Here is a 23,479-nt window from a genome sequence, read left to right on the forward strand (position 1 = left end):
GACCCTGGAGCTCAGGCTGCACGGCCCCCGTTCGTCCGAACGGAGGGCAATGGGCAAGTACCTGCTGCGCAGGCTGCTGTCGAGCGTCATCCTGGTCGCCATCGCCGCGAGCCTCGCGTACCTGCTGGCGGCCAGCAGCCTCAACCCTCGTGCCAACTACGAGGGACGCCAGCCGCCCATCCCCGCAGGGGTCGTCGACAGCACGCTGAACGAGTACAACCTCAACGACAAGACGCCCCTGCTCGAGCGGTACGGCACCTGGGTGTCCGGCCTGGTCAAAGGCGACTTCGGCAAGACATGGGACGGCGGCTCGGTCAACGACCAGATGGTCCGGCGGATCGGCGTCAGCCTCCGCCTGCTGCTGATCGGCACCATCCTCGGCTCCGCCCTCGGCGTCGCCGTCGGCGCGTTCGCCGCGATCAGGCAGTACCGCTTCAGCGACAGGGCGATAGGCGTCGCCTCGTTCGTCATCATGGCCGTGCCCGTCTTCGTCCTGGCCACCCTGCTGACGATGGGCGCCACGGGGATCAACACCGCGCTCGGGCACACGCTCATCGAGTACACCGGCGAGTACAACCCCGCGCTCAGCGGCACCGACCAGCTCCTCAACAGGCTCAACCACCTGATCCTGCCGACACTGTCGCTGTGCCTGGGCCAGATCGCCTTCTACAGCCGCATCCAGCGCAACATGATGCTCGACGTGCTCGGCCAGGACTTCGTCCGTACGGCACAGGCCAAGGGACTGTCCCGCAGGACCGCGCTCTACAAGCACGCCCTGCGCACCGCGCTCATCCCCGCGGCGACCTACTTCGCCTTCGCCTTCGGCACCATGCTGACCGGCGCCACCTTCACCGAGAAGATCTTCGGCTGGCACGGCATGGGCGCGTGGCTGGTGGAGTCGATCCAGCACAACGACACCAACTCCGTCGCCGCCGTCGCCCTGTTCGCCGCCGTCTGCGTCCTGGTCGCGGGACTGCTGTCCGACCTGCTCGTCGCGGCGCTCGACCCGAGAGTGCGGGTGAGCTAGAGATGCGTTCCAAGGTCGTCCTGCGCAGGGTCATCGCCAAACCGCAGGTCATCTTCGGCCTGGCGGGAGTCATCCTGCTGCTCGTGCTGGCCTACCTCGGGCCGCTGGTCTCGCCGTACGGGTTCGAGGACAAGGACTTCACCGCCTTCAGGACCCCGCCCGGCGCCGACCACTGGTGGGGAACCACCCAGATCGGCCAGGACGTGTTCGCGGTGACGCTGCGCGCCATGCAGAAGTCGATCCTCATCGGCTTCCTCGTCGCGCTCATCTCCACCGGCGTGGCCGCCGTCGTCGGCGCGTTCGCCGGCTACTTCGGCGGCTGGCTGGACAAGGCCCTGATGTGGGGCGCCGACCTGCTGCTGGTGCTGCCCAGCTTCCTGATCATCGCGGTCCTGTCGCCGCGGCTGAAGGGCGCCACCTGGCTGTGGTTCGTTGTGCTGCTCGCGGCCTTCTCCTGGATGATCACCTCCAGGGTGGTCAGGAGCATGACACTCTCCCTGCGCGAGCGGGAGTACGTCCTGGCCGCCCGCTACATGGGCATCAGCGACTGGAAGATCATCTTCCGGCACATCGTGCCCAACCTGTCGTCGCTGCTCATCATCGACGCCACCATGAACGTCAGCGGCGCCATCATCGGCGAGACCGCGCTGTCCTACTTCGGGTTCGGCGTGCAGCCGCCGGACGTCTCACTCGGCACGCTCATCTCCGCCGCGGGCGGCAGCGAGGCGATCAGCTACCCGTGGCTGTTCCTGTTCCCCGCCGGCCTGCTCATCCTGCTCGTCCTGTGCATCAACCTCATCGGCGACGGACTGCGCGACGCCCTCGACCCGGGGAGCCACTCATGACGATCCTCGAGGTGACCGACCTCAACGTGACCTTCCGCGGCGGCGTCCAAGCCGTCAGAGGCGTCTCCTACCAGGTCGGCAGGGGAGAGGTGCTCGGCATCGTCGGCGAGTCCGGCTCCGGCAAGTCCGTGACGTCGCTGGCCGTCATGGGCCTGCTGCCCCCCGGCGCCCAGGTGAGCGGCTCGGTCAAACTGCACGGCCACGAGCTGCTCGGCATGCGCGAGCAGGAGATCCTCAAGCGCCGCGGCAAGTCGATCAGCATGATCTTCCAGGACCCGCTGTCGGCCTTCACGCCCGTCTACACCATCGGCGACCAGATCGCCGAGGCGGTCCGCGTCCACCAGAAGGTCACCAAGGAGCGGGCCGCCAAGCAGGCCGTCGAACTGCTCGACCTCGTCGGCATCCCGCACCCCGACGTGCGAGCCAAGGCCTTCCCCCACGAGTTCTCCGGCGGCATGCGGCAGCGCGCGATGATCGCGATGGCCATCGCCAACGACCCCGACGTGCTGATCTGCGACGAACCCACGACCGCGCTCGACGTCACCATCCAGGCCCAGGTCCTCGAAGTGCTGAAGGCCGCGCAGAAGGAGACCGGCGCCGGTATCGTCATGATCACCCACGACCTGGGGGTGGTCGCGGGGCTCGCCGACAGGGTGCTGGTGATGTACGCCGGCAAGCCGGTCGAGCAGGGCACCGTCGAAGAGATCTACTACGAGCCTCGCATGCCGTACACGATGGGGTTGCTCGCCTCCATTCCCCGGCTGGACCAGGACAACCAGCGTCTGGTGCCGATCGTGGGCACGCCGCCCTCGCCCGCCGCGCTGCCGCCCGGCTGCCCCTTCGCGCCCCGCTGCCCGCTCAAGGTGGCCGCGTGCGACGACGCCGAGCCCGATCTCGTCCAGGTCGGCGAGCGCAAGGTCGCCTGCATCCGCTCCCATGAGATCGAGCTGAAGAAGCTCAGGGGCGCCGACGTCTTCCCCGCACCCGAGGCCGTCGACGAGCCCGCCGCCCTGCGGACGCCACGCGGCCTGCGCGACAAGGTGCTCGAACTCGACGACCTCGTCAGGCACTACCCGCTGATGAAGGGCGCCGTCTTCAAGCGCCGCGTCGGCACCGTGCACGCGGTCGACGGCATCAGCCTCGACATCGCCTCGGGCGAGACCCTCGCCCTGGTCGGCGAGTCAGGCTGCGGCAAGACCACCACCCTCCAGCAGATCATGCAGCTGGAGGCCGCCCAGGGCGGCAAGGTCGTGGTCTTCGGCAAGGACAGCGCCGCGCTGACCAAGAGCGAGCGCAGGACGCTCCGCCGCGACCTGCAGATCGTCTTCCAGGACCCGATGGCCGCGCTCGACCCGCGCATGCCGGTCGGCGACATCCTCGCCGAACCGCTGCGCGCCCACGGCCACAAGGACATCGGCAAGCGCGTGGCCGAGCTGCTCGACCTCGTCGGCCTCGACCCGTCCTACGCCGAGCGCTACCCGCAGCACTTCTCCGGCGGGCAGCGCCAGCGCATCGGCATCGCCCGCGCGCTGGCCCTGGAGCCCAAACTGATCGTCCTCGACGAGCCCGTCTCCGCGCTCGACGTGTCCATCCAGGCCGGCGTCATCAACCTGCTGGAGGACCTCAAGGCCAGGCTCGGCCTGTCCTACCTGTTCGTGGCCCACGACCTGTCCGTCGTCCGCCACCTGGCCGACCGCGTCGCGGTCATGTACCTCGGCAAGATCGTAGAGATCGGCACCGTCACCGAGGTGTACGGCACGCCCGCCCACCCCTACACCAGGGCGCTCATGTCGGCCATCCCGCTACCCGACCCCGCGCTGGAGCGATCGCGCAAGAGGATCATCCTCGAAGGCGACCTGCCCAGCCCCGCGCAGCCCCCGACCGGCTGCCGCTTCCACACCCGCTGCCCCAAGCGCGCCCTGCTCCCCGAGCCCGAGCGCGCGCGGTGTGTGTCCGATGAACCCCCTGTTGTACGGCTCGCGCACGCCGACGATCACGGCGCCGCCTGCCACTATCCCGAAGTGAGGAACTCGTGAAGGTCGCTGGCTACAAGGCCGCCGCTGGCGCGGCGCTGCTGGCTCTCGCCCTCGCCGCCTGCGGTGGCGGCGCCGACAAGCCCGCCACAGGTTCGAAGGAGGCGGTCAAGCAGGCACAGGAGCAGGCCGCCGCGCTGCCCGGCAGCTCCATCAACCCTGTCGCCTACGAGCAGGTCAAGGACGGCGGGACCATCACCCTCGCGCTGACCCAGTGGCAGCAGCAGTGGAACTACAACCAGGTGAACGGCACCCACGCGACCGTCTCCGACGTCTACGACGCCAGCATGCCCAGCATGGGCAAGGCTGACGACAAGGCCGAGCTGGTCAACAACCCCGACTACGTCACCGAGTGGAAGATGGAGCTGAAGGGCGACAAGCAGGTCGTCACCTACAAGCTCAACGACAAGGCCAAGTGGTCCGACGGCGAGCCGATCACCTACAAGGACTTCGTCGCCCAGTGGAAGGCGCTCAACGGCACCGAGAAGAAGTATCAGGTCAGCTCCACCGACGGCTACGACCGCGTCTCCTCGGTGGAGAAGGGCGCGACCGACTACGACGTCGTCGTCACCTTCTCCAAGCAGTACCCCGACTGGAAGGGCATGTTCTCCCCGCTCCTTCCCGCGGCCACCAACTCCGACCCCGCCGCGTTCAACAAGGGCTGGATCGACAAGATCCCCGTGACGGCGGGCCCGTTCAAGGTCGACTCGCTCGACCAGACCGGCAAGACCGTCACCCTCGTGCGTGACGACAACTGGTGGGGTCGCAAGGCCAAGCTCGACAAGGTCATCTTCCGCGCCCTCGACTCCGGCGCCACCGTCAACGCCTTCGCCAACGGCGAGCTCGACGTGATGGAGGTCAACCCCATCGCCGCCGACCTCAAGCGCGCCAAGGACGTCCCGAACGTCGACATCCGCAAGGCCGCGGCCCCCAACTGGCGCCACATCACCGTCAACGGCTCCGCGCCCAACCTCACCGACAAGTCGGTCCGGCAGGCCGTCCAGCTCGGCATCAACCGCGAGGCCATCACCCAGTCCGACCTCAAGGACCTCGACTGGCCCGTGCAGGTGCTCAACAACCACCTGTACATGAACACCCACAAGGGTTACGTCGACAACTCCGGCGAGCTCGGCACGTACAACCCCGAGAAGGCCAAGCAGCTGCTCGACGCGGCCGGCTGGAAGATGGAGGGCGAGTACCGCAAGAAGGACGGCAAGGAGCTCGAGCTGCGCTTCATCGTCCCGGCCGCCTACCCGCTGGCCAAGCAGGAGGGCGAGCTGACCCAGGCGATGCTCAAGGACGTCGGCGTCAAGATCAAGGTCGAGCCGGTTCCCGACGACAAGTTCTTCGACGACTACATCATCCCCGGCAACTTCGACCTGGTGCCGTTCTCGTGGCTCGGCACGCCCTTCCCGAACGGGGCGCTGCCGCAGATCTACAAGCAGCCCACCGGCAAGGACAACTTCGGCAGCAACTTCCCGCGCATCGGGTCGGCGGAACTGGACACGCTGATCGAGAAGGCGGCAGGGGAGATGGACCCCGCCAAGTACATCGAGTACGGCAACCAGGCCGACAAGCTGATCTGGGACGAGGTGCACACGATCCCGCTGTACCAGCGGCCCAGCATCTTCGCGGCGAAGAAGACCGTGGCGAACTACGGGGCGTTCGGCTTCGCGACCAAGGACTGGTCGTCGATCGGCTTCACCCAGTAACCCCGCCTACCAGGGCCCCCGCTGTCTCCTTCCGGCGGGGGCCTTCCCATTCCCGCGTCTCCTGTTCCCGCGCCCCTGTTCCCGCGGCCCCGCTTCCGCGGTCCCGGACAGGCCCCGGACAGCGGACAGGCCCCCGCCCACCAGAGCGGGGGCCTGCCGACAAAGGGTCAGACGACCTTGGTGTTCACCTCAGCGAAGTGGCACGCCACCGGATGCCCGTTCCCACGGTCCACCAGCGCCGGCTCCTCGGTCGCGCAGATCTCCTGCGCCTTCCAGCACCGCGTCCTGAACCGGCACCCGCTGGGCGGGTCCATCGGCGAAGGCACGTCACCCGTCAGGATGATCCGCTCCCTGCGCCGCTCCTCCTCCGGGTTCGCCGTCGGAGCCGCCGACAGCAGCGCCTGCGTGTAGGGGTGCGCGGGCCGGTCGTACAGGTCGTCCCTGGGCCCGGTCTCCACGACCTTCCCCAGGTACATCACCGCCACCCGGTCGGAGATGTGCCGCACCACCGACAGGTCGTGCGCGATGAACATGTACGCGAGCCCCAGCGAGTCCTGCAGGTCCTCCAGCAGATTCACCACGCCCGCCTGGACCGACACGTCCAGCGCCGACACCGGCTCGTCCAGGATCAGCAGCTTCGGCTCCAGCGCCAGCGCCCGCGCGATGCCGACGCGCTGCCGCTGACCGCCGGAGAACTCGTGCGGGTAGCGGTTGCCGTGTTCCGGCGACAGGCCCACCAGCGACAGCAGCTCCGCCACCCGCTTGGGCCCGTTCTTGTCCCACCGGCCGTGCACCTTCAGCGGCTCGGCGATGATGTCGTTGACCGGCATCTTGGGGTTCAGCGACGCGTAGGGGTCCTGGAAGACGATCTGCATGTCCTGCCGTACGGCCTGCATCTGCCGGTTCGGCAGCCCCGTCAGCTCCTTGCCGCCGAACTTCACCGAGCCGGCGGTCGGCTTGTGCAGCTGCAGGATGGCGCGGCCCGTCGTCGACTTGCCGCAGCCGGACTCACCCACCACGCCCAGCGTCTCGCCCTTGTCGACGTGCAGGGACACGCCGCTGACCGCCTGTACCTGCGCGACGACGCGGCGCATGAGGCCGGTTCCCCTGACGGGGAAGTTCATGACGAGGTCGGTCACCTCGAGCAGTTTCTCGGTCATGACGTGGTCTCGCTGTTCGTGCGGAAGATGGCGGTCGGATCTGCCTTTTCAGCAAGTTGAGGCCAGTGGTGGCAGGCGGCGTAGTGCGCGCCGCCGTCCGTCTCCTCCAGCGAGGGCTCCGTGGTGGTGCACTCGGGGGTGGCCATGGGGCACCGCGGCGAGAACGGGCAGCCCACGGGCAGGTTGATCAGGGACGGCGGGGTGCCCTTGATCGGCCGCAGCCTGTTGCCCGAGGTCTCGAGCGACGGGATGGAGCCGAGCAGGCCCGCCGTGTACGGCATGCGCGGCGTGTTGAACACCGTGTCGACGTCGCCGATCTCGACCGGCTTGCCCGCGTACATGACCAGCACCCTGTGCGCCATGCCCGCGATGACGCCCAGGTCGTGCGTGATGAGCACGACCGCGGCGTCGACCGCGTCCTTCACCTCGAGCAGCTTCTCCAGGATCTGCGCCTGCACGGTCACGTCGAGCGCCGTCGTCGGCTCGTCGGCGATGATGACGTCGGGGTTGTTGATGATCGCCATGGCGATCATCGCGCGCTGCCGCATGCCGCCGGAGAACTCGTGCGGGTAGGACTTGAGCCTGGCCGCCGCCTGCGGGATGCCGACCAGGTCGAGCATCTCCTTGGCGCGGGCCTGGGCCTGCTTGTACGGCACGAGCTCGTGCGCCAGCACGGCCTCGGCCAGCTGGTCGCCGATGGTGTGGACGGGGTTGAGCGCCGTCATCGGGTCCTGGAAGACCATCGCGATCTTCCTGCCCCGCAGGCTCCGCCGCTTGCGCTCGGACATCTTGAGCATGTCGTCGCCGCGGTAGGAGATGCTGCCGGTGATCCTGGCGCTCTTGGGCAGCAGGCCCATGACCGCCATCGAGGAGACCGACTTGCCCGAGCCCGACTCGCCGACGATGCCGAGCACCTCGCGCTCGTGCACCGTGTAGGACACGCCGCGCACGGCCTGGACCACGCCGTCGTCGGTGGGGAAGTTGACCTGAAGGTTCTCGACCTTGAGCACCTCGGTGGTGCCGGGACGCGTCGCCTCGGACAGGCGCTTGGCGATGTGTACGGAGCTCATCAGTCGCGCACCCTGTTCTGTCGAGGGTCGAAGGCGTCTCTCAGGCCGTCACCGATGAAGTTGACCGACAGCGCGATCGCGATGATGAACAGGCCTGGCCACCAGAACAACCACGGCCGGGTGATCATCGCGCTCTTGTAGTCGCTGATCAGCAGGCCGAGCGAGGTGTCAGGGCTCTTGACACCGAAGCCGAGGAAGGACAGGGCGGTCTCCAGCAGGATGCCCGAGGAGATGGCCAGCGTGGCGGAGACGATGATCACGCCCAGCGTGTTCGGCAGGATGTGCCGGAAGATGGTCCGGAAGGAGGAGGTGCCGATCGCCCTCGCCGCCTCGACGAACTCCTTCTCACGGAGCGAGAGGAACTCGCCGCGCACCAGGCGCGTGACACTGGTCCAGGTGGTGAGTCCCAGGAACAGGGCCATGAAGTAGGGGCCCATGTTGCCCGTCGCGCTGCCGACCACCGCGGCGATCACCAGCACCGGGATGGTGATCATGATGTCGGTGAAGCGCATGATGACCGACTCCACCTTGCCGCGGAAGAACCCGGCGGCGGCGCCGAGCACGGTGCCGACGGCGGTGGAGACCAGGCCGATGGTCAGCGCGACGATGATGGAGATCTGCGCGCCCCGCATGGTGAGCGCGAAGTAGTCCTTGCCGATGTTGTCCTGGCCGAAGGGGTGCTCGCCCAGGTGGACGCCCGAGCCGCCGAGGAACTCGGGGATGACGCTGAGCGTCGGGCGGCCCCTGTCCACGACGGTGCCCGAACCCGTCCACGGCTGGTGCCACCAGCCGGGGATCGGGCCGAAACCGATCGAGCTGAAGGCCAGCACGAAGACGATCGCGAACAGGATCATGCCGACGAGCGCGCCGCGGTGCCGGAAGAACCTGCGCCTGACGAGCTGGCCCTGGGTACGGGCGACGATCGTCATGCCCTGCGCGGCGCTGGACGTGGTCTCGTCCGTCTTGATGGTCATCTCGGTCTTCTCCGTCATGACAGCCTGATCCGCGGGTCGAGGTAGGCGTAGGCGATGTCGGCGAGCATGTTCCACACGACGATCGAGGTGCCGGTGATCAGGAAGAAGCCCATGACCGGCATGGGGTCGACCTCTCTCAGCGCGATGCTGAACATCGCGCCCATACCCTTCCACCCGAAGACGGCCTCGGTGATGACCGCGCCGCTGAACACGCCGGCGAAGTCGAGGGCCAGGATCGTGGTGATCGGGATCATGCCGTTGCGGAAGGCGTGCTTGATGATGACCGTCCGCTCGGGCAGGCCCTTGGCGCGTGCCGTACGGACGTAGTCCTGGTTCATCACCTCGAGCATGCTGGCGCGGCTGTAGCGGGAGTGGCCCGCGAGGCCGACGAGGATCAGCGCCAGCGTGGGCAGCAGCAGGTGCATGCCGGAGTCGAGGGTGTTCTGCCAGAAGTTGCCGATGAAGTTCGGGGTCTCGGAGCCGATGGTGGCGACGGGGCGGCCCCTGAGCGCTCGCGCGTAGCCGTCCCATGCCTCGAGCAGGCGGTCCATGAACATCATCGCGGCGACGAACAGGCCGCTGAAGACCGCCAGCGGGATCGCCTGGCGGCGCAGCAGCCCGCCGAACTGCCAGCCGATCGCCGCGCTGACCAGGCCCGCGACCACGAACAGGCCGAGCAGGGTCAGGAGCGAGGGGGAGACCAGCATCGGCTGGAGCGGGTAGTAGAGCAGCGCGCCGACGCCCGCGGCGCCCAGCGCGGCGTACATCGGCTGCAGGTGGTCGACGCCCGCGATCAGCGCCGAGACGCCCGCGGCGGTGGCCAGGCCCACGACCAGGATGAACGGGAAGCCCAGACCCGGGTCTGCGAACCAGCGGCTCGCCGACAGCGCGAACAGGATCACGGCGGTCACGGCGACGCCGATGCCGAAGGCGATCAGCTTGCCCTTCCTGTCGCCGTTGTAGACCGAGGCCCACACCAGGCCGGCGAACACCGCGACGATCAAGATGACCGGAAGCGGGATGAAGGGGTCGCGCAGCCAGTTGTTGAACTCGATCGCGACGAACTGCTTCAGCAGCGTGGCGATCCAGAAAATCGGTAGCGAGAAGCAGATGAAGGCTGCGAAAGTGATCCCGTGATCGAAGCTGCTGTACTGGCGCAGCGCGGAGATGATGCCGATCGTGATACCGATCACCGCGCCCAGCACGGTGGCCACGACCACCAGCTTGAGCGTCGACTCCATGGCCGCGCCGGTCAACGAGGAGACCGTGGTGCCCGCCTTGTTGACGCCCAGGTCGCCCTGGAAGATACCGGCCAGCCAGGACAGGTAACGGACGGGGATCGGCTCGTTCAGATGCATGGCCGCGATGCGCGCCTCCATCAACCTGGGAGCCTCTGGCGCTGAGCTCTCGCGCAGGTCGGCGAGAGGGTCTCCCGACAGCGCCACCAGGAAGAACATGATGAAAGTGGCGCCGAGCAGCGTCAGACTCGAGATCGCGAGCCTACGCGCGATGAATACAAGCAATTCCCCGACCTCCTGCAGGTGACGGCTTCCGGGGCCACAGCGGGGGGTGGCCGGGCTCAGGGCCGGAAACCGGGCCCGCCACGGTGCCTCGTGAGCGCGGCTTCGGCGGGCTGATGGTGTTGACGACTTGGGTTGTACAGCTCTGACGCGGGGTCGGTCTGGTGACCGGCCCCGCGTCAGTGACGGCTAGGCCGTTCTACTGGGCAGCCCACTGGTGCATGTTCCAGGTGATGGAGGCCTGGCTCGGGTTGGGCTGAATGTTCTGGAGGCTCGAGCTCCAGGCGGACAGCGCCGGCTGCGAGTACAGCGGGATCGTCGCCAGGTCGTCCCAGAGGATCTTCTCGACCTGCTGGATCAGCGGGCCGACCTTGGTCTGGTCGGTCTCGCCGAGGATCTGGTCGGCGAGCTTGTCGTACTCCTTGTTGGAGTAGCAGCCCTTGTTGTTGCCCTTGGCCGACGGGGTGCACTTCGTGGGCGTCTTGTAGGTGGAGGTCCAGCCGCTGTTCAGCGACGAACCGGCCCAACCGAACAGGGCGATGTCGAAGTTGCCGTTGGCCAGGTCGCCGGCGTCGTCGAAGAACTTCTCGCTGCCGGTGTCGGTGATCTCGAAGCCCACCGGGTCACAGGAGGCCTTGATCAGCTCCACGACCTGGGTACGACGCGGGTTCGGCTGGTTGTAGCCGATGTTGACCTTGATCGGGGTCTTGACGCCCGAGTCGGCCACCAGCTTCTTGGCGCCCTCGATGTCGACCTTGTTGTACTTGTCGGAACCCGCGAAGGTGACGGCCTCGGCGTAGCCCGGCTGGAACGGCGCGATGTTGCGGACGTTCATCGGGGCGGCGTTCGGGTTCTGCGGCTTGATCAGGTTGTCGACGATCTGCTGACGCGGAGCGCAGAGCGCGATGGCCTGACGCAGCTTGGCGTCCTTGAACGGGCCCTTGTTGAAGTTGAAGTCCAGGTGGTCGTAGAGGAACTGCTCACCGGTTTTGACGGTGACGTCCTGCAGCGCCTGCACCTGGGCGAGCACGTCCGGGTTCGACTGCGGCTCGATGATGTTCGTCTCGCCGTTCTGCAGCGCCTGGACCTGCTGGTCCTGGGCGATGAAGCGGATGACGACCTTCTCGGCCTTGGCCTTCTCGCCCCAGAACTTCTCGTTGCGGGCCAGGGTGATCGACTGGCCGGGCGAGAAGGAGTCGAGCACGTACTGACCGGACGACGGGATGAGCGCCTTGTCCGGGAGCTTGCCGTTGAAGATCCAGCCCTTGCTGAAGAACTCGGCGGCCTTCTTGAGCTTGGCGTGGTCGCCCGCCTTGATGGCGTCGAACATCTCCTGGTCGCTGAGCCCGCCCTGCTGCGCGACGATGTGCGCCGGCAGCTGGATGACGGAGGTGGCCGCCCAGTCACCGTACGACTTGGTGTAGTTGAGCGTCACATCCTTGTCGCCGATCGCGCAGTCGGGCATCTTGATCTTGTCCCACGTGTCCGTGCTGATGTAGCTGAACTCGGGGAACTTGCCGGACGCGACGGCGTAGGTGAGCATCACGTCGTCACAGGCGATCGCGTTGCCGTCAGACCAGACCGCGTTCGGGTTGATGGTGTACTTCACCGTCAGCGGGTCGTCAGAGGTCTTCTCATACGTGCCCATGTCCTTGTCCGGCTGGACGGAGCCGTCCGCGCCGAAGTACCAGAAGTCCGTCAGGACCCGGTTGAGGACGATGTGGTTCTTCGAGGAGTACTCCTCGGCCGTCTGGGCGTTGTACGAGCTGATCTCCTGCTCGAACGTGTGCGTGATCGTCGACGCGTTCGCGCCGCCGCTGGCCGGGGCGGAGGGCGCGGTCGACGGGTCCGCGGCGGGCGCGTTGTCAGTAGCGCCGCAGGCCGTCAGCAGGATCGCTGCTCCCGTCGCCGCTGCCAGGAACCTGCCGGCCCTGCGTGCAGATGACACGGACATACTCCTTGGGGGTTGAAACTTAACAAGCCACTCTTGCGAAGAAATGAAGCATTACTTCGCAGTAAGAGGTAAGGGGTCACAGCAGAGTGTTGCAGACCTGATGCCGTCAACGGCATGTTCCGTAACAAAGACGGGGCGAATAGGTGCAAATCACCACATAAGCGTTACCCAGTGTGATCGGGTGCCAGAGAGCGTTCTCCGGTTGTCCACAGCGTCGCTGACCCGTCCACAGAATCCGGTTCGCCGTAGCTCGTCAAGCCTGTCATTCCCCATCCTGAGATCCCCGACCCCCGCCGCTGGAGGATCCCGATGGAGCATTCCCCACCTGTCACTCCGGTACACGGCCGTTCCGGACCGGCTGTCGACCCCTCCCGAGGGGCGAGCCGGACAAGACGGACAGGCGAGGCGATGGGGAGCGGTCGACCGGACGGCACCCGGCGCCGCCCCCCGAGCGATGCGCCGCCCCCGGCACCGTGGCGTCGCCCGGTCCCGGCCCGCCTCGCGGTGGTTCGGAGGAATCGGGTCGTTGGCGTGCCGCCTCATCCGGTTCGTGTCCGGCTTGCGGTGGTTCGGAGAAGTCGGGTCGTTGGTGCGCCGCCTCATCCGGTTCGTGTCCGGCTTGCGGTGGTTCGGAGGAATCGGGTCGTTGGCGCGCCACCCCATCCGGTTCGTGTCCGCCTCGCGGTGGTTCGGAGGAATCGGGTCGTTGGCGTGCCGCCTCATCCGGTTCGTGTCCGCCTCGCGGTGGTTCGGAGAAGTCGGGTCGTTGGTGCGCCGCCTCATCCGGTTCGTGTCCGGCTCGCGACGACCTGGGAGCGGGATGGCCGGGCGAGTAACCCGCGAGCCGCGGCGCTCGGGAAGGATCGACCAGGCGAAGGGCGAGGCCCGGTGGCCCGGGGCGGCCGAACGGGAGATGCACGGCTCGCGGTGATCTGGACGAAACGCGCCGGCGGAGCCCTCCCCGCCGTCATCTGGACCAGACGCCCGCTGTCACCCCCGAGAACGCGCGCGTCGCTCAGTGCCGAGCGCTCCGCGACCGCCGGAACGAGGCGACCTTCCAACGCGTCATGTGGCCTGATGCACGCCCGTCCGCTGCCTGCCGGCTCGGCCGGGGCGATGTGGGCCCGCCGCGTGCCTGACGTCTCGCGTGGCGTGAGGTTGACCCGGCGGCTGCCCGTCACACAGACCGTGCGCCTGGCCGGCACGTCGCGTGCGAGTCGGACCGGCAGGCTTAGGGGAGCATCACCTGGTGAGACCCGGACGGGGCGCCCCGATGGCGCGCCTGCGCGTGGGCCCGCTGCGCTGCGCCTGGCGGAGGGTGTCCATCGGGCGGAGGGTGTTCGCCTGGCGGAGCGTGGCCATCGGGCGGAGGGTGTTCGCCGGGCGGCGGCTGTCTCCGTCGGTGAGGTGGTCATCCCCTTCCCTGCCCGGGCGGCGGACGCCCTGCGGAGGTCGCAGGAACCCGACGGCTTCCCGCCCACCCCCGCCGGAGCCAAGCCGAGGCCCTTTCTGCGGGCAGTGGCCACCCACGCGTGGGCGCACCCGGAAGCCGAACGGCTGGCCGCATGAATCCCCGTCAAATCAGGCGATATGCGGATGTTACGGGCTGGTACGCTGGCCGCGCGGACGTCGATGATCCCTTGTCGCGCGAGGGATCCTCACCCGGCGAGGGAGGTACGCGATGCGGCGGCGATTCGTTCACCGGCACGCGTGCCCGGTCACCCGTCAGTACGCGATGCCCCAGGCCAGCGCCTTCGCGTGGATTCCGGCGGAAGAACAGGAAACAGCCGGCAGGCGGGCAGGGGGTGAGCGAGAACGCTCCCCAGGGCATTGATGGAACCATGCGCGATGTCGCGCGAATGCATGACGACATGCTCGGCGGCAAGCAAGGTATTTCCTCGAGCACGCTCGTCTCGATTCGCGCCGCCATCTCTGCGTTGCGCTTGTCCGGCCGATCCAGCATGATCGTCGCGATCTCACCGTCCACCTCGTAGCGCAGTCCGCCTCTTCGAAGGGGACGCTGCGAACCTTGGCCCTGCGAGCGGGCCGTACGGCACCTCGCAGCTGACCTTCAACGGGTCGCCGGCAAACCGTCACCGCCATCTCCTCAACGCCGGCACCCTCGGCGGCGCTACCGCTCGTCACGACCCGCTGACCCGGCCGGGGCACTCTTCTCCCGAACGTGACCCGTGACCCCAGACATCCGAGCACGTTGTGGTGTCAATCGGCGGATGCTGGACGAGGTGGAAACGCGACGAAGGCGGCCCTGTGTGATGATGGTGCAGGTGTTCTGATCTTGCTGGTGCGGGAGGCTGGCGTGGTTGAAACGGCCGGCACGGAGGAGGCCGCCCCGCCCGTCCGCGGGTTGGATCGAGCCGAAGCGCTGGAGGGAACGCGGTGATCGAGGTCGACGTGGTGGACGGCATCGCGGTCGTACGGCTGGCCCACGGCAAGGTCAACGCCCTGGACCTGGAGCTGTGCCGGGCGATCGAGCGGACGATGCGGGATCTGGACAGCAGGGAGGGACTCGTTCGGGCCGTGGTGGTGACCGGAGCCGGACGGGCGTTCTCGGCGGGTGTCGACCTCAAGCGTGTCGTGGACGGTGGCGCCGCGTACGTGGCGGAGTTCCTGCCCGCGCTCAGCGGCGCCTTCCGATCCGTCTTCGACCTAGGCAAGCCGGTGGTCGCCGCGGTCAACGGGCACGCGATCGCCGGTGGCTGTGTGCTCGCCGCGGCCTGCGACCATCGGATCATGGCCTCGGGGACCGGCAGGATCGGGGTTCCGGAGTTGCGGGTCGGGGTGCCGTTCCCGTACACGGCGTTGGAGATCATGCGGTTCGCGCTGGGACCCGTCGGCGCCCGCCACGCGATCTTCGACGGTGCCAACCACGAACCGGAGGCGGCCCTGGCACTGGGGCTGATCGACGAGCTGAGCGACCCGGAAACCCTGCTGGACCAAGCGGTGGCCGTCGCCCGCAGAATGGCCACCGATATCGCGGCCGACGCCTTCCGCTACACCAAGGCGCAGCTCCGGCATGAGGTGAACGAGCGGCTCGACCGTGTCGCCGAGCCGGAAACCGTGCGCCTGTGGACGACGGCGGCGACCGACGGTCGGATCCGGGCCTTCATGGACCGGACGGTAGGTTCCGGAGCGCCGACCCAGCCCGAAGCTCCCTAGCTCGGCTTCCGCCGACGCCCTGGTGGTCCCCGTGAGCACGGCTTCAGTGGATGGGCGGGGTCGGGTGGAGGGGAACGATCGTGGGTGTGGCTTCGTCGTAGCCGTTATGACGGATTTCGCGGGTATCGACGAGCAACTCCGAGTGGCGAAGGAGCGGGTACGGCGCTTCGACCAGCTGACCCGGCAGCGGGGCGCGGTCACACGTCAGCTTGGTCCGGTGCGTCAGGCGGTGGCCGCCCTCCAGGAACAGCTGGCCGACGAGGAAGGCGACGTGACGCGGCTGGAGAGCGGTTTCGCCGGATTCGTCGCCAAGCTACTGGGGTCGAAGGAGGAGCGCCTGACGCAGGAGCGGGCAGAGGTGGAGGCCGCGCGGCAGCGGCTGGACGGCCAGCGCACCCGGGTGGCGTCGCTGGAGGGCGACATCACGGGCATCGACGGTGAGCTGGCGCGGCTCGGACCGGTTCGCGAGGAGTACGCGACGCTGCTCGCCGAGAAGGAACGGATGCTGATCGAGCTGGCCGACCCCCGGGGGAGGGAACTGGCCGACCTGGCGGAACGTCTCGGCGATCTGGCCGCCGATCTGCGCGAGCACGACGAGGCGCACAGGGCGGGCGTCGCCGCTGGGCGCGAGCTCGACCTCGTGCTCGACCGGCTGAACGCCGCGAGCGGGGCGTCGACGTGGGACGTGCTCGGCGGCGGTTACGTCGCCGACTCGGTCGAGCGCACGCGGTTGGAGGAGGCCGACCAGGCCGCGTGGCGGGCGCAGCGGCAACTTGACGTGTTCTCGCGGGAACTGGCGGACGTCGGGGTGGCGGCCGGACCCCAGCTGCCCGAGGTGGACACGCGGTGGTTCGTGGACACCTTCTTCGACAACATCGTCACTGACGTGTTGAAGCACCAGCGGATCAGCGGCACGCGCGACGCGGTCGCGGAGGTGGCGCGGTGGGCCGGAACGACGGTCGCGGCCGTCGCGCGGCGGAGCGCCGAGCTGGCGGCTGAGCGCGCCGCTCTGCTGGCCCGCCGAGACGAACTGCTCACGCCCCACCCCTGACCGGCCACCCTGCGTATGGCCGGGAGGGCGTCGCCGGCCGTCCTGCCGTATGGCTGGGAGACTGTTGCCGACCGGCTGTCCTGCCGTAGGGCGAGGGGTGTTGCCGGCCGGTCGTCCGCACAGCAAGGAGCGAGGGCGTCGCTGCTGATCAGTCGTCCTGGCGCGGGGATGTGGAGGGAGCCCGCTCCCTGTCGGCTCTCCAGAGCGATGACCCAAGGGGTGGGCGGCCCTGGTCGGTCACCCAGTCGGGCGGCCACGACGGGAGGGCGGTCCTTACTGGTCAGCCGGGCGCGCGGGGGTCTCGGGTGCGAGGGCGGTCCTTGCTGGTCAGCCGGGCGCGCGGGGGTCTCGGGTGCGAGGGCGGTCCTTGCTGGTCAGCCGGGGCGCGCTGGGGTCTCGGGTGCGAGGGCGGTCAGGAGGGGGTCAGGGCGCGGGCGAGTTCGTGAGCCTCGGTGACGCCGGCGGGGATGTCCAGCACGGGGAAGATCGCGTGCCGGACCACCCGCAGTTCGTCCACCACCAGGATCGAGCGCTTGAGCCGTACCAGCTGCCCCGATCGGAACGTCGGCAGTCGAAGCGCCGCCGCCAGCCGTAGCTCGGTGTCCGAGAGGAGCGGAAACGGGATCCCCTCCATCTCGGCGAAGACCGCCTGCTCGTCGGGACGCTGCGTGCTCACCCCGCGTATCGCGATCCCGTCGCCGGTGAACGCCGGCTCCATCTCCTTGAACAGCCTGTTCTCCAGCGTGCAGCCTTTCGCGCCGGGGACCTCGCTCCACCCGGGTGGCAGCGGCGAAGGGACTCCGGTGGCCGGGTAGGTGAAGAGCACCGTGGGCCCATCGACCACGTCGACGAGCCCGGTCGAGCTCTCGAGCTGCAGCGGCGCGGGGATCGGCGTTCCGACGAGGGCGTGGACCCTGCGCGCCTCGGCGGTGCCGGGCATGGCGATTCCTGTCAGGGTTCCGTCGCCGGCGAGCCACCGGTCGCCCCAGTCCTGCATCGAGATCAGTACCGGCGCCAGCGCCCACCCCACGTCGGTGAGCGCGTATTCGTGGCGGACCGGCCCCGACTGGTACGGCCTGCGCTCCAGCACTCCGTGCCCGACCAGGTGCCTGAGCCGTTCGGTCAGGATCTTGCGGGAGATGCCCAGCTCTCTGAGCAGTTCTTCGAAACGCCGGTGCCCCCGAGCGGTCTCGCGCACGATCAGCAGGCTCCACCAGTCGCCGATCACGGACGCGGCCTGCGCGATGGCGCACTGGACGTCGCGTTCGCGTGCCTCTCTCGTCATGTCATACGACTGTACACCTGCTAAGTCTCTAAAGGAGACTGAGGATGCGCACCAGTGCGTTCTCCAGCGTGCCCGCCGCGTCGAGGTCGGCGCCGGTGCTGCGCCAGGCGACGTACCCGTCGGGCCGCACGAGGACCGCGCCGCTCTTGCCCACGCCGTACCGCTCCGGCCAGACCCCCTCGACGTCCAGCAGTTCGCCGCCGATGCGGTGCGGCGCGAGCCGCACGCCGAGCTGGTCGCGGACCGCACGGCCCGCGTCCACCCAGCTCTGCCCGTACGGCCCGGCGAGCAGCACGAACCCCGACCCGAACAGGTCCAGCGTCGAGATCGTGCGCCCGTCCCAGTTGAGCACCACGTGCGGGGCGCGGCTGCCGGGCCGTCCTGTGGGCACGCGGGGGTCCTCCAGCGGCGAGCCGTCGTCGTCCGGCTCGGACAGGATCGCGGCGGAGCGGTACCGGATGCCGAGGATGGCGGCGAAGGGGTCCTCGATCGGCTCTGGGTAGTCCATGCGCTCGGCGGGCGGCATGCGGAAGCCGAGGTTGGCGAGCTGGGCGTCGGCGACGAGTTCGCCGACGGGACGGCGTTCGGCGTCGTAGGAGTCGAGGAAGGAGGGGTCGGCCTGGCCCGAGACGACCAGCCACAGCCGCCACGCGATGTCACAGCCGTCCTGCAGCGCCGTGCTCCCGCCCTGACCGCCGGTCGGCGGCATGGTGTGGGCGGCGTCGCCGGCCAGGAAGACCCGTCCCACCCGGTAGGTGTCGGCCAGGACGTGCGCCGTGGTGAAGGTGGTGGTGTCGAGGATGGTGACGTCGAGGTCGGGCACGCCCACGCCGTGCCGTACCATCTCGACGGCGTCGAAGTCGGGCGACCCACCGTCGTAGTTGACGCCGAGCACGTGCGCGCCGACCCCGGTCCCGGTGACGAAGACGCCGGTGAACGTGTCGTTCTGCAGGTACCAGAGAGTGACCTCGCGCTCGTTGACCAGGCCGCTGAGATCGGCGTCGAACATGATCGCGTACAGCTGGCTCAGCACGCCCTTGCCGGAGGTCGGGATCTTCAGCGCGTCCCTGATCGGGCTGCGGTAGCCGTCGGCGGCGATGACGTAGTCGGCGCGGACGGTCGATTCGACGCCGTCGGCGCGGATCAGCGCGGTCACGCCCTCGTCGTCCTGCTCCAGCGAGACGAGTTCGGTGGAGAAGCGCAGGTCGGCGCCCAGTTCCTCGGCCTTGCGGCGCAGGACCCGCTCCACCTCCGACTGGGGTGCGCCCAGGTCGGGGGCGGGGGACAGGTGGGTGGGGAAGGGCGCGGTGCTGGTGTCGAAGAGGATTTCGGGCTCGGGGTCGGTGAGGCTGGACGCGATCGCGATGCGCATGTTCTCGCCGATGCCCTGCCAGATGCCGTCCAGCTCTTCCTCGAGGCCGGGCACGGGACGCAGCAGCTCGACGGCGCGCGTGTTGACGCCGAACGCCTTGGGCTGGATGGAGGTGCTCGCGTGCCGTTCGACCAGCATGACGTCGACGCCGCGCCAGGCCAGCAGAGCCGCGGCGCTGAGCCCGGCGTAGCCGCCGCCGACGATCAGAACGGGTACTCTCATCGTTCGCTCCTTCGAGACATATCGCGTTTGTGAGAGTTAAGATATGACTCGATTGCTCGATGGTCAAGATATATCTCGATTTGCGCTTCACGTATACGTCAACACCTACGGTGCCGCCATGAGAGAAGTACGGCTCGCCGCTCCACTCGCCATCGTCGACGCCCCCCTCCAGCAGCCAGGCCCCGGCCAGGTCCTGATCCGCAACCGCCACCTCGCCCTCCGCGCCGCCATGGGCCTGCTGATGACGGGACGCGACGACCTGCCCATGCCCGCCTACCGGCACGGCGAGGTGATGTGGGGGCCGGCCGTCGGCGAGGTCGTCGCCGGAGACCTGCCGCCCGGCACGCTCGTCGCCCACCACCTCGGCTGGCGGGAGTACGCGCTGCTCGACGCCACCGCCGTCACGCCGATCAGCGGAGACCCCCTCGCCCACCTCGCCCAGGCCGAGACCGCTTACGTCGGGCTCGTCGCCGCAGCCGAGCTCAGGGAGGGCGACACCGTCCTCGTCTCCAGCGCGGCCGGATCGATCGGCACGATGGCGGGACAGATCGCCAGGCTGAAGGGCGCGAAGCGGGTGATCGGCAGTGTCGGTTCGCCGGCCAAGGCCGCATGGCTCGTCGACGAGCTCGGCTTCGACGCCGCCTACGACTATCACGAGGAGGCGGTCGAAGAGGGCATCGATGTCTACTTCGACAGCGTCGGCGGCACGCAGCTCGCCACGGCCGTCGAAGTCGCCAACCCCGGTGCCAGGTTCGCGCTGTGCGGGGCGCTGTCCGGGCAGACCGTCGCGCTCGACACGATGACCGTCATCGGCAGGCGGATCTCGCTGCGCGGCTTCACCGCCGCCGACCATCCAGGTGTGGTGGCGCGGGCACGCGAGGAGATCGTCGCGTGGAGGCGAGAGGGGCTGCTCGCCGTACCGGTGACCAGGTACGACGGTCTCGACCAGGCGCCGGGAGCGCTGGCCGACCTGCTGGCCGGACGGCTCACGGGTACCGTGATCGTGGACCTGTGACGGGAGGCGCGATGAGGATCAGAAGAGCCGCCGCCGCTCGCGTGCTGCATCACGGCGAGGGACGGGGGCGGCTGCCGGTATGAGGATCGGCGAGGCGGCGGCCGCCGCGGGGACCACCACCCGCGCGCTGCGCTACTACGAGGAGCAGGGGCTGCTGTCGGCGGCGCGGACGGCGCGGGGCCACCGCGACTACGACCAGCGGGCGGTACGGCGGGTGCGCAACATCCGCGAACTGCTGGCCGTCGGATTCACCGTGGAGGACGTGCGCGCTTTCGCCGACCTGCTGGACAGGGACCTGCCCGACCGGTTCGCCGTCATCGACGACCGGTGTGTGGTCGCGATGCGGGTCGCCCTCGACCGGCTGCAGCTGCTGGACGAGCGCATCGCCCGTCTCACCGACCTCCGCGCCCGGCTCTCCGCCCGGCTGCGGTGACCCGTCCCCTCCGTACGGCCGGCACCCGGGAAGACACCCCCGGTCACGGGTGGGGGACGCCCCTCGCAGGCCCGGCGTGAGCGGGGACGCCTCACAGCCGCCCCTTCAGGGACCCCGGAAGCCGGGCGGCGTCAGTCGCGCAGGTGCTCCTCCAGCCGTTCGACCTTGCTCGTCATGGCGTCGGTGACGCCTGGCCGTACATCCGCCTTGAGCACCAGGCTCACCCGGGGAGCGACCTCGCCCACGGCCTCCACCGCCCGCTTGACCACGTCCATCACCTCGTCCCACTCGCCCTCGACGGTGGTGAACATGGCGTCGGTGTGGTTGGGCAGCCCGCTCTCGCGCACCACCTTCACCGCGCGCGCGACAGGTTCGGACACGCCCTCGCCGACACCGAGCGGCGTGATGGAGAATGCGACGATCATGCGTTCGATCCTAGACGCCTAGCACTGCCCCGCCTCGCCGAGGAACTTCTCCAGCAGGTGGGCGAGCTGGCGCTGCTCCTCGCGGGTGAGGTTGGCGAAGAGGTCCGCGCTGATCTCGGCCTGGAGCATCTTCATCCGGTCGACCGAGCGGTGCCCTGACTCGGTGAAGCGCAGCATCACCTCGCGCCTGTCCTCCTGGCTGTGCTCGCGTTCGACCAGGCCGTCGTTCTCCAGTCCGTCGGCGAGCGAGGTCACCGCGCGCCGGGTCACGCCGAGCTCGTCGGCGGCCGTGCTCATGGTGGGCCGGCGGTACATGTCGATGATCCGCATGAGCCTGACCCGGGCGGGCGTGTAGCCGTGCTCGCCGAAGGCGGCCATTCCGCGCTGGGAGAAATGCCTGGATGCGGCCATGAGGAGCTCGCCCAGCCTGATTGGTTCCGTCATGAATCGCTCGCTTCCGGGGTAGTTTGAGGGAAAGATAGTGAACTATGTAATTATCACAAGCCACATAATGGCCATCAGGCAGGAACGAAGGAGCCCCCACCACAAGGGGGAGGTCGTCCAGGGCACCACGCTCGCCGACGCGGCTGTGCGGGCAGGGGTGCGGCACCTCGTCTACACCAGCGTGGGCGGCGTCGAGCGGGTGCGCGGCATCCCGCACTTCGACACCAAGTGGGAGATCGAACAGCACGTCAGACGCGTCGGCCTGCCGTACACCTTCCTGCGCCCCACCACCTTCACCGACGTGTTCACGGCCAAGGGGGCCGCCCTCGGGCTGGGGATGATGGGCGCGGTGCTCGGTAGGGACAAGCCGCTGCAGATGGTGGCGGTCCGCGACATCGGCGTGTTCGCCCGCATGGCGTTCGCGGATCCCGGGCGTTACCTCGGCAAGGAGATCGAGCTGGCCGGCGACGAGCTGACCGTGCCGGAGATCGCCGAGCTGCTGGGGATGCGGCGGTATCCCAAGGTGCCGAAGGCGGTGCTGCGCCTGTTCGGGAAGGAGAGCAGGATGCTGTTCTGGTTCGGGGAGTCGGGCTACCGGGCCGATGTGGAAGCCCTTCGCGCGCTCCACCCTGGGCTGCTCACGCTGAAGGAATGGCTGGCGCTGAGCCGGTGAAGCGGTGGGTGGGAGCGGTGGCTCCCACCCACGGAGCCTCAGTGGTCGTGACCGGCGTGGTCGTCGTCCTCGTCCTCGTCGCTGGGGCCCTCGGAAGGCTCGACGCCCAGAACGGCCTCGCGAGGCTCGACCTCCTGGACGTGCTCGATCAGCGAGAGCACGTGGTCGGGCTCGATGAGCCACTGCAGCGCGGTCGCGCCGGTCTCGTCGGAGCTGACCAGCTCCGCCTGCTCCTTGCGCTCGTCCTCGTCGAGGTCGGCTTCAGGGTGCCGGATCTCGGCGAGGGCGGCCGCCTGCAGGGCGGCGACGTCCAGCACCTCGACGGTCAGCTCGACCGTGAGGCGAAGGAACTTTTCTTCATCACTCATGGCAGAAGAGCCTATGGCAGCTTCCACTCCACAGGGGTCGCGCCTTGCTGGACGAGCAGCTCGTTGGCGCGGCTGAAGGGGCGCGAGCCGAAGAAGCCGCTGCGCGCCGACAGGGGGGAGGGGTGGGCGGACTCGATGCGGGGCACCCGGCCGAGCATGGGGGCGAGGTTGCGGGCGTCGCGGCCCCACAGGATCGCCACCATGGGCGTGTCGCGGGCGACCAGGGCATGGATGGCCTGCTCGGTGACCTCTTCCCAGCCCTTGCCGCGGTGGGAGGCCGGCTTGCCCGGCATGACGGTCAGCACCCTGTTGAGGAGCAGGACGCCCTGGTCGGCCCACGGGGTCAGATCGCCGTTGGACGGCATCGGCAGGCCGAGGTCGGTCTCCATCTCCTTGTAGATGTTGCGCAGACTGCCCGGGAGCGGGCGCACGTCGGGGGCCACGGAGAAGGACAGCCCGACGGGGTGCCCAGGCGTGGGATAGGGGTCCTGGCCCACGATCAGCACCTTGACCTCGTCGAAGGGCTGGTTGAAGGCACGCAGGACATTGGATCCCGAGGGGAGGTACTGCCTGCCCTCGGTGATCTCGTTGCGGAGGAACTCGCCCATCTCCGAGATCCGTTCGGAGACGGGCTCGAGGGCGCTAGCCCATCCTGATTCGACTACTTCGTGTAGGGGACGACCGGCCATGGTCATGAACCTTATCCACCCGGAAGACCA

At 68.7% G+C, this 23,479-nt stretch carries 21 protein-coding genes; 10 read left to right on the forward strand and 11 right to left on the reverse strand.

Translation table 11 applies throughout. From position 1 onward, the window contains the following. Positions 1-49: 49 nt before the first annotated feature. The 4 genes from AC3EO4_RS17380 to AC3EO4_RS17395 are packed head-to-tail and all read left to right on the forward strand — an operon-like array spanning position 50 to position 5,617. Positions 50-1,027: an ABC transporter permease gene (locus AC3EO4_RS17380; protein WP_431896539.1), complete on the forward strand. Its 978-nt coding sequence runs from the start codon at positions 50-52 to the stop codon at positions 1,025-1,027. A 2-nt stretch (positions 1,028-1,029) separates the two neighbouring features. Then, positions 1,030-1,872, forward strand: a complete 843-nt coding sequence (locus tag AC3EO4_RS17385; RefSeq protein ID WP_379576645.1) for an ABC transporter permease — start codon at positions 1,030-1,032, stop codon at positions 1,870-1,872. Beyond that, positions 1,869-3,908: an ABC transporter ATP-binding protein gene (locus AC3EO4_RS17390; protein WP_431896541.1), complete on the forward strand. Its 2,040-nt coding sequence runs from the start codon at positions 1,869-1,871 to the stop codon at positions 3,906-3,908. Before AC3EO4_RS17385 ends, AC3EO4_RS17390 begins: the two co-directional genes overlap by 4 nt. Beyond that, positions 3,905-5,617, forward strand: coding sequence for an ABC transporter family substrate-binding protein (locus tag AC3EO4_RS17395; protein WP_431896543.1), 1,713 nt, complete (start codon positions 3,905-3,907; stop codon positions 5,615-5,617). Before AC3EO4_RS17390 ends, AC3EO4_RS17395 begins: the two co-directional genes overlap by 4 nt. Before the next feature lie 167 nt (positions 5,618-5,784). On the opposite strand, the gene AC3EO4_RS17400 is transcribed toward AC3EO4_RS17395, so the two are convergent. From AC3EO4_RS17400 to AC3EO4_RS17420, 5 genes are all read right to left on the reverse strand, one after another. Next, on the reverse strand, positions 5,785-6,777 hold the full coding sequence (locus AC3EO4_RS17400; RefSeq protein WP_379576651.1) for an ABC transporter ATP-binding protein: 993 nt from the start codon (positions 6,775-6,777) through the stop codon (positions 5,785-5,787). Next, positions 6,774-7,847, reverse strand: coding sequence for an ABC transporter ATP-binding protein (locus AC3EO4_RS17405; protein ID WP_379576653.1), 1,074 nt, complete (start codon positions 7,845-7,847; stop codon positions 6,774-6,776). The genes AC3EO4_RS17400 and AC3EO4_RS17405 overlap by 4 nt, the downstream gene beginning before the upstream one ends. Next, positions 7,847-8,821, reverse strand: a complete 975-nt coding sequence (locus AC3EO4_RS17410; protein WP_431896546.1) for an ABC transporter permease — start codon at positions 8,819-8,821, stop codon at positions 7,847-7,849. Before AC3EO4_RS17410 ends, AC3EO4_RS17405 begins: the two co-directional genes overlap by 1 nt. 14 nt (positions 8,822-8,835) lie before the next feature. Next, on the reverse strand, positions 8,836-10,344 hold the full coding sequence (locus AC3EO4_RS17415) for an ABC transporter permease (RefSeq protein WP_379576657.1): 1,509 nt from the start codon (positions 10,342-10,344) through the stop codon (positions 8,836-8,838). 196 nt (positions 10,345-10,540) lie between these two features. After that, positions 10,541-12,289, reverse strand: coding sequence for an ABC transporter family substrate-binding protein (locus AC3EO4_RS17420; RefSeq protein ID WP_379576659.1), 1,749 nt, complete (start codon positions 12,287-12,289; stop codon positions 10,541-10,543). A 1,811-nt stretch (positions 12,290-14,100) separates the two neighbouring features. Between AC3EO4_RS17420 and AC3EO4_RS17425 the strand changes: the two genes are divergently transcribed. The 3 genes from AC3EO4_RS17425 (at position 14,101) to AC3EO4_RS17435 (ending at position 16,523) form a co-directional block, all read left to right on the forward strand. Then, complete coding sequence (locus AC3EO4_RS17425; protein ID WP_431896549.1) at positions 14,101-14,289, forward strand: hypothetical protein; 189 nt, start codon at positions 14,101-14,103, stop codon at positions 14,287-14,289. A 403-nt stretch (positions 14,290-14,692) separates the two neighbouring features. Continuing rightward, on the forward strand, positions 14,693-15,472 hold the full coding sequence (locus AC3EO4_RS17430; protein WP_431896551.1) for an enoyl-CoA hydratase/isomerase family protein: 780 nt from the start codon (positions 14,693-14,695) through the stop codon (positions 15,470-15,472). Positions 15,473-15,578: 106 nt separating this feature from the next. After that, positions 15,579-16,523, forward strand: a complete 945-nt coding sequence (locus AC3EO4_RS17435; protein WP_431896553.1) for a hypothetical protein — start codon at positions 15,579-15,581, stop codon at positions 16,521-16,523. Positions 16,524-16,935: 412 nt separating this feature from the next. Here AC3EO4_RS17435 and AC3EO4_RS17440 read toward each other — a convergent pair whose 3' ends face one another. Then, positions 16,936-17,808: a winged helix-turn-helix transcriptional regulator gene (locus AC3EO4_RS17440; protein WP_431896555.1), complete on the reverse strand. Its 873-nt coding sequence runs from the start codon at positions 17,806-17,808 to the stop codon at positions 16,936-16,938. A gap of 28 nt (positions 17,809-17,836) precedes the next feature. Beyond that, positions 17,837-19,402, reverse strand: coding sequence for an FAD-dependent monooxygenase (locus tag AC3EO4_RS17445; protein WP_431896557.1), 1,566 nt, complete (start codon positions 19,400-19,402; stop codon positions 17,837-17,839). A 118-nt stretch (positions 19,403-19,520) separates the two neighbouring features. Between AC3EO4_RS17445 and AC3EO4_RS17450 the strand changes: the two genes are divergently transcribed. Together AC3EO4_RS17450 and AC3EO4_RS17455 are read left to right on the forward strand one after the other, a co-directional pair. After that, positions 19,521-20,417, forward strand: a complete 897-nt coding sequence (locus AC3EO4_RS17450; RefSeq protein WP_379576672.1) for a zinc-binding dehydrogenase — start codon at positions 19,521-19,523, stop codon at positions 20,415-20,417. Positions 20,418-20,496: 79 nt separating this feature from the next. Further along, the gene (locus AC3EO4_RS17455) at positions 20,497-20,850 is read left to right on the forward strand and encodes a MerR family transcriptional regulator (protein WP_379576674.1); all 354 of its coding nucleotides are present in this window, start codon (positions 20,497-20,499) and stop codon (positions 20,848-20,850) included. A 131-nt stretch (positions 20,851-20,981) separates the two neighbouring features. Here the strand turns inward: AC3EO4_RS17455 and AC3EO4_RS17460 are convergent, their stop codons facing one another. Both AC3EO4_RS17460 and AC3EO4_RS17465 read right to left on the reverse strand, forming a co-directional pair. After that, positions 20,982-21,275: an MTH1187 family thiamine-binding protein gene (locus AC3EO4_RS17460; protein WP_379576676.1), complete on the reverse strand. Its 294-nt coding sequence runs from the start codon at positions 21,273-21,275 to the stop codon at positions 20,982-20,984. Between the two features lie 18 nt (positions 21,276-21,293). Further along, positions 21,294-21,719: a MarR family winged helix-turn-helix transcriptional regulator gene (locus AC3EO4_RS17465; protein WP_379576678.1), complete on the reverse strand. Its 426-nt coding sequence runs from the start codon at positions 21,717-21,719 to the stop codon at positions 21,294-21,296. A gap of 67 nt (positions 21,720-21,786) precedes the next feature. On the opposite strand from AC3EO4_RS17465, the gene AC3EO4_RS17470 reads away from it, so the two are divergent. Beyond that, complete coding sequence (locus tag AC3EO4_RS17470; protein ID WP_431896560.1) at positions 21,787-22,392, forward strand: NmrA family NAD(P)-binding protein; 606 nt, start codon at positions 21,787-21,789, stop codon at positions 22,390-22,392. Between the two features lie 38 nt (positions 22,393-22,430). Here the strand turns inward: AC3EO4_RS17470 and AC3EO4_RS17475 are convergent, their stop codons facing one another. Beyond that, positions 22,431-22,760 carry a hypothetical protein gene (locus AC3EO4_RS17475; protein WP_358131482.1) on the reverse strand — a complete coding sequence of 110 codons (330 nt, stop codon included), beginning with the start codon at positions 22,758-22,760 and terminating at the stop codon, positions 22,431-22,433. Between the two features lie 11 nt (positions 22,761-22,771). After that, entirely contained in the window at positions 22,772-23,449 is a 678-nt protein-coding gene (locus AC3EO4_RS17480; protein ID WP_379576682.1) for a uracil-DNA glycosylase, read from the reverse strand. Positions 23,450-23,479: the final 30 nt, after the last annotated feature.

Source organism: Nonomuraea sp. bgisy101 (genome assembly GCF_057708945.1).

Bases quoted from the DNA above. Each gene is read 5' to 3' on its own strand.
- AC3EO4_RS17460 (WP_379576676.1), bottom strand. From the start codon at position 21,275: ATGATCGTCGCATTCTCCATCACGCCGCTCGGTGTCGGCGAGGGCGTG.
- AC3EO4_RS17455 (WP_379576674.1), top strand. From the start codon at position 20,497: ATGAGGATCGGCGAGGCGGCGGCCGCCGCGGGGACCACCACCCGCGCG.
- AC3EO4_RS17380 (WP_431896539.1), top strand. From the start codon at position 50: ATGGGCAAGTACCTGCTGCGCAGGCTGCTGTCGAGCGTCATCCTGGTC.
- AC3EO4_RS17385 (WP_379576645.1), top strand. From the start codon at position 1,030: ATGCGTTCCAAGGTCGTCCTGCGCAGGGTCATCGCCAAACCGCAGGTC.
- AC3EO4_RS17480 (WP_379576682.1), bottom strand. From the start codon at position 23,449: ATGGCCGGTCGTCCCCTACACGAAGTAGTCGAATCAGGATGGGCTAGC.
- AC3EO4_RS17465 (WP_379576678.1), bottom strand. From the start codon at position 21,719: ATGACGGAACCAATCAGGCTGGGCGAGCTCCTCATGGCCGCATCCAGG.
- AC3EO4_RS17400 (WP_379576651.1), bottom strand. From the start codon at position 6,777: ATGACCGAGAAACTGCTCGAGGTGACCGACCTCGTCATGAACTTCCCC.
- AC3EO4_RS17470 (WP_431896560.1), top strand. From the start codon at position 21,787: ATGGCCATCAGGCAGGAACGAAGGAGCCCCCACCACAAGGGGGAGGTC.
- AC3EO4_RS17450 (WP_379576672.1), top strand. From the start codon at position 19,521: ATGAGAGAAGTACGGCTCGCCGCTCCACTCGCCATCGTCGACGCCCCC.
- AC3EO4_RS17440 (WP_431896555.1), bottom strand. From the start codon at position 17,808: ATGACGAGAGAGGCACGCGAACGCGACGTCCAGTGCGCCATCGCGCAG.
- AC3EO4_RS17410 (WP_431896546.1), bottom strand. From the start codon at position 8,821: ATGACCATCAAGACGGACGAGACCACGTCCAGCGCCGCGCAGGGCATG.
- AC3EO4_RS17475 (WP_358131482.1), bottom strand. From the start codon at position 22,760: ATGAGTGATGAAGAAAAGTTCCTTCGCCTCACGGTCGAGCTGACCGTC.
- AC3EO4_RS17390 (WP_431896541.1), top strand. From the start codon at position 1,869: ATGACGATCCTCGAGGTGACCGACCTCAACGTGACCTTCCGCGGCGGC.
- AC3EO4_RS17435 (WP_431896553.1), top strand. From the start codon at position 15,579: ATGACGGATTTCGCGGGTATCGACGAGCAACTCCGAGTGGCGAAGGAG.
- AC3EO4_RS17405 (WP_379576653.1), bottom strand. From the start codon at position 7,847: ATGAGCTCCGTACACATCGCCAAGCGCCTGTCCGAGGCGACGCGTCCC.
- AC3EO4_RS17445 (WP_431896557.1), bottom strand. From the start codon at position 19,402: ATGAGAGTACCCGTTCTGATCGTCGGCGGCGGCTACGCCGGGCTCAGC.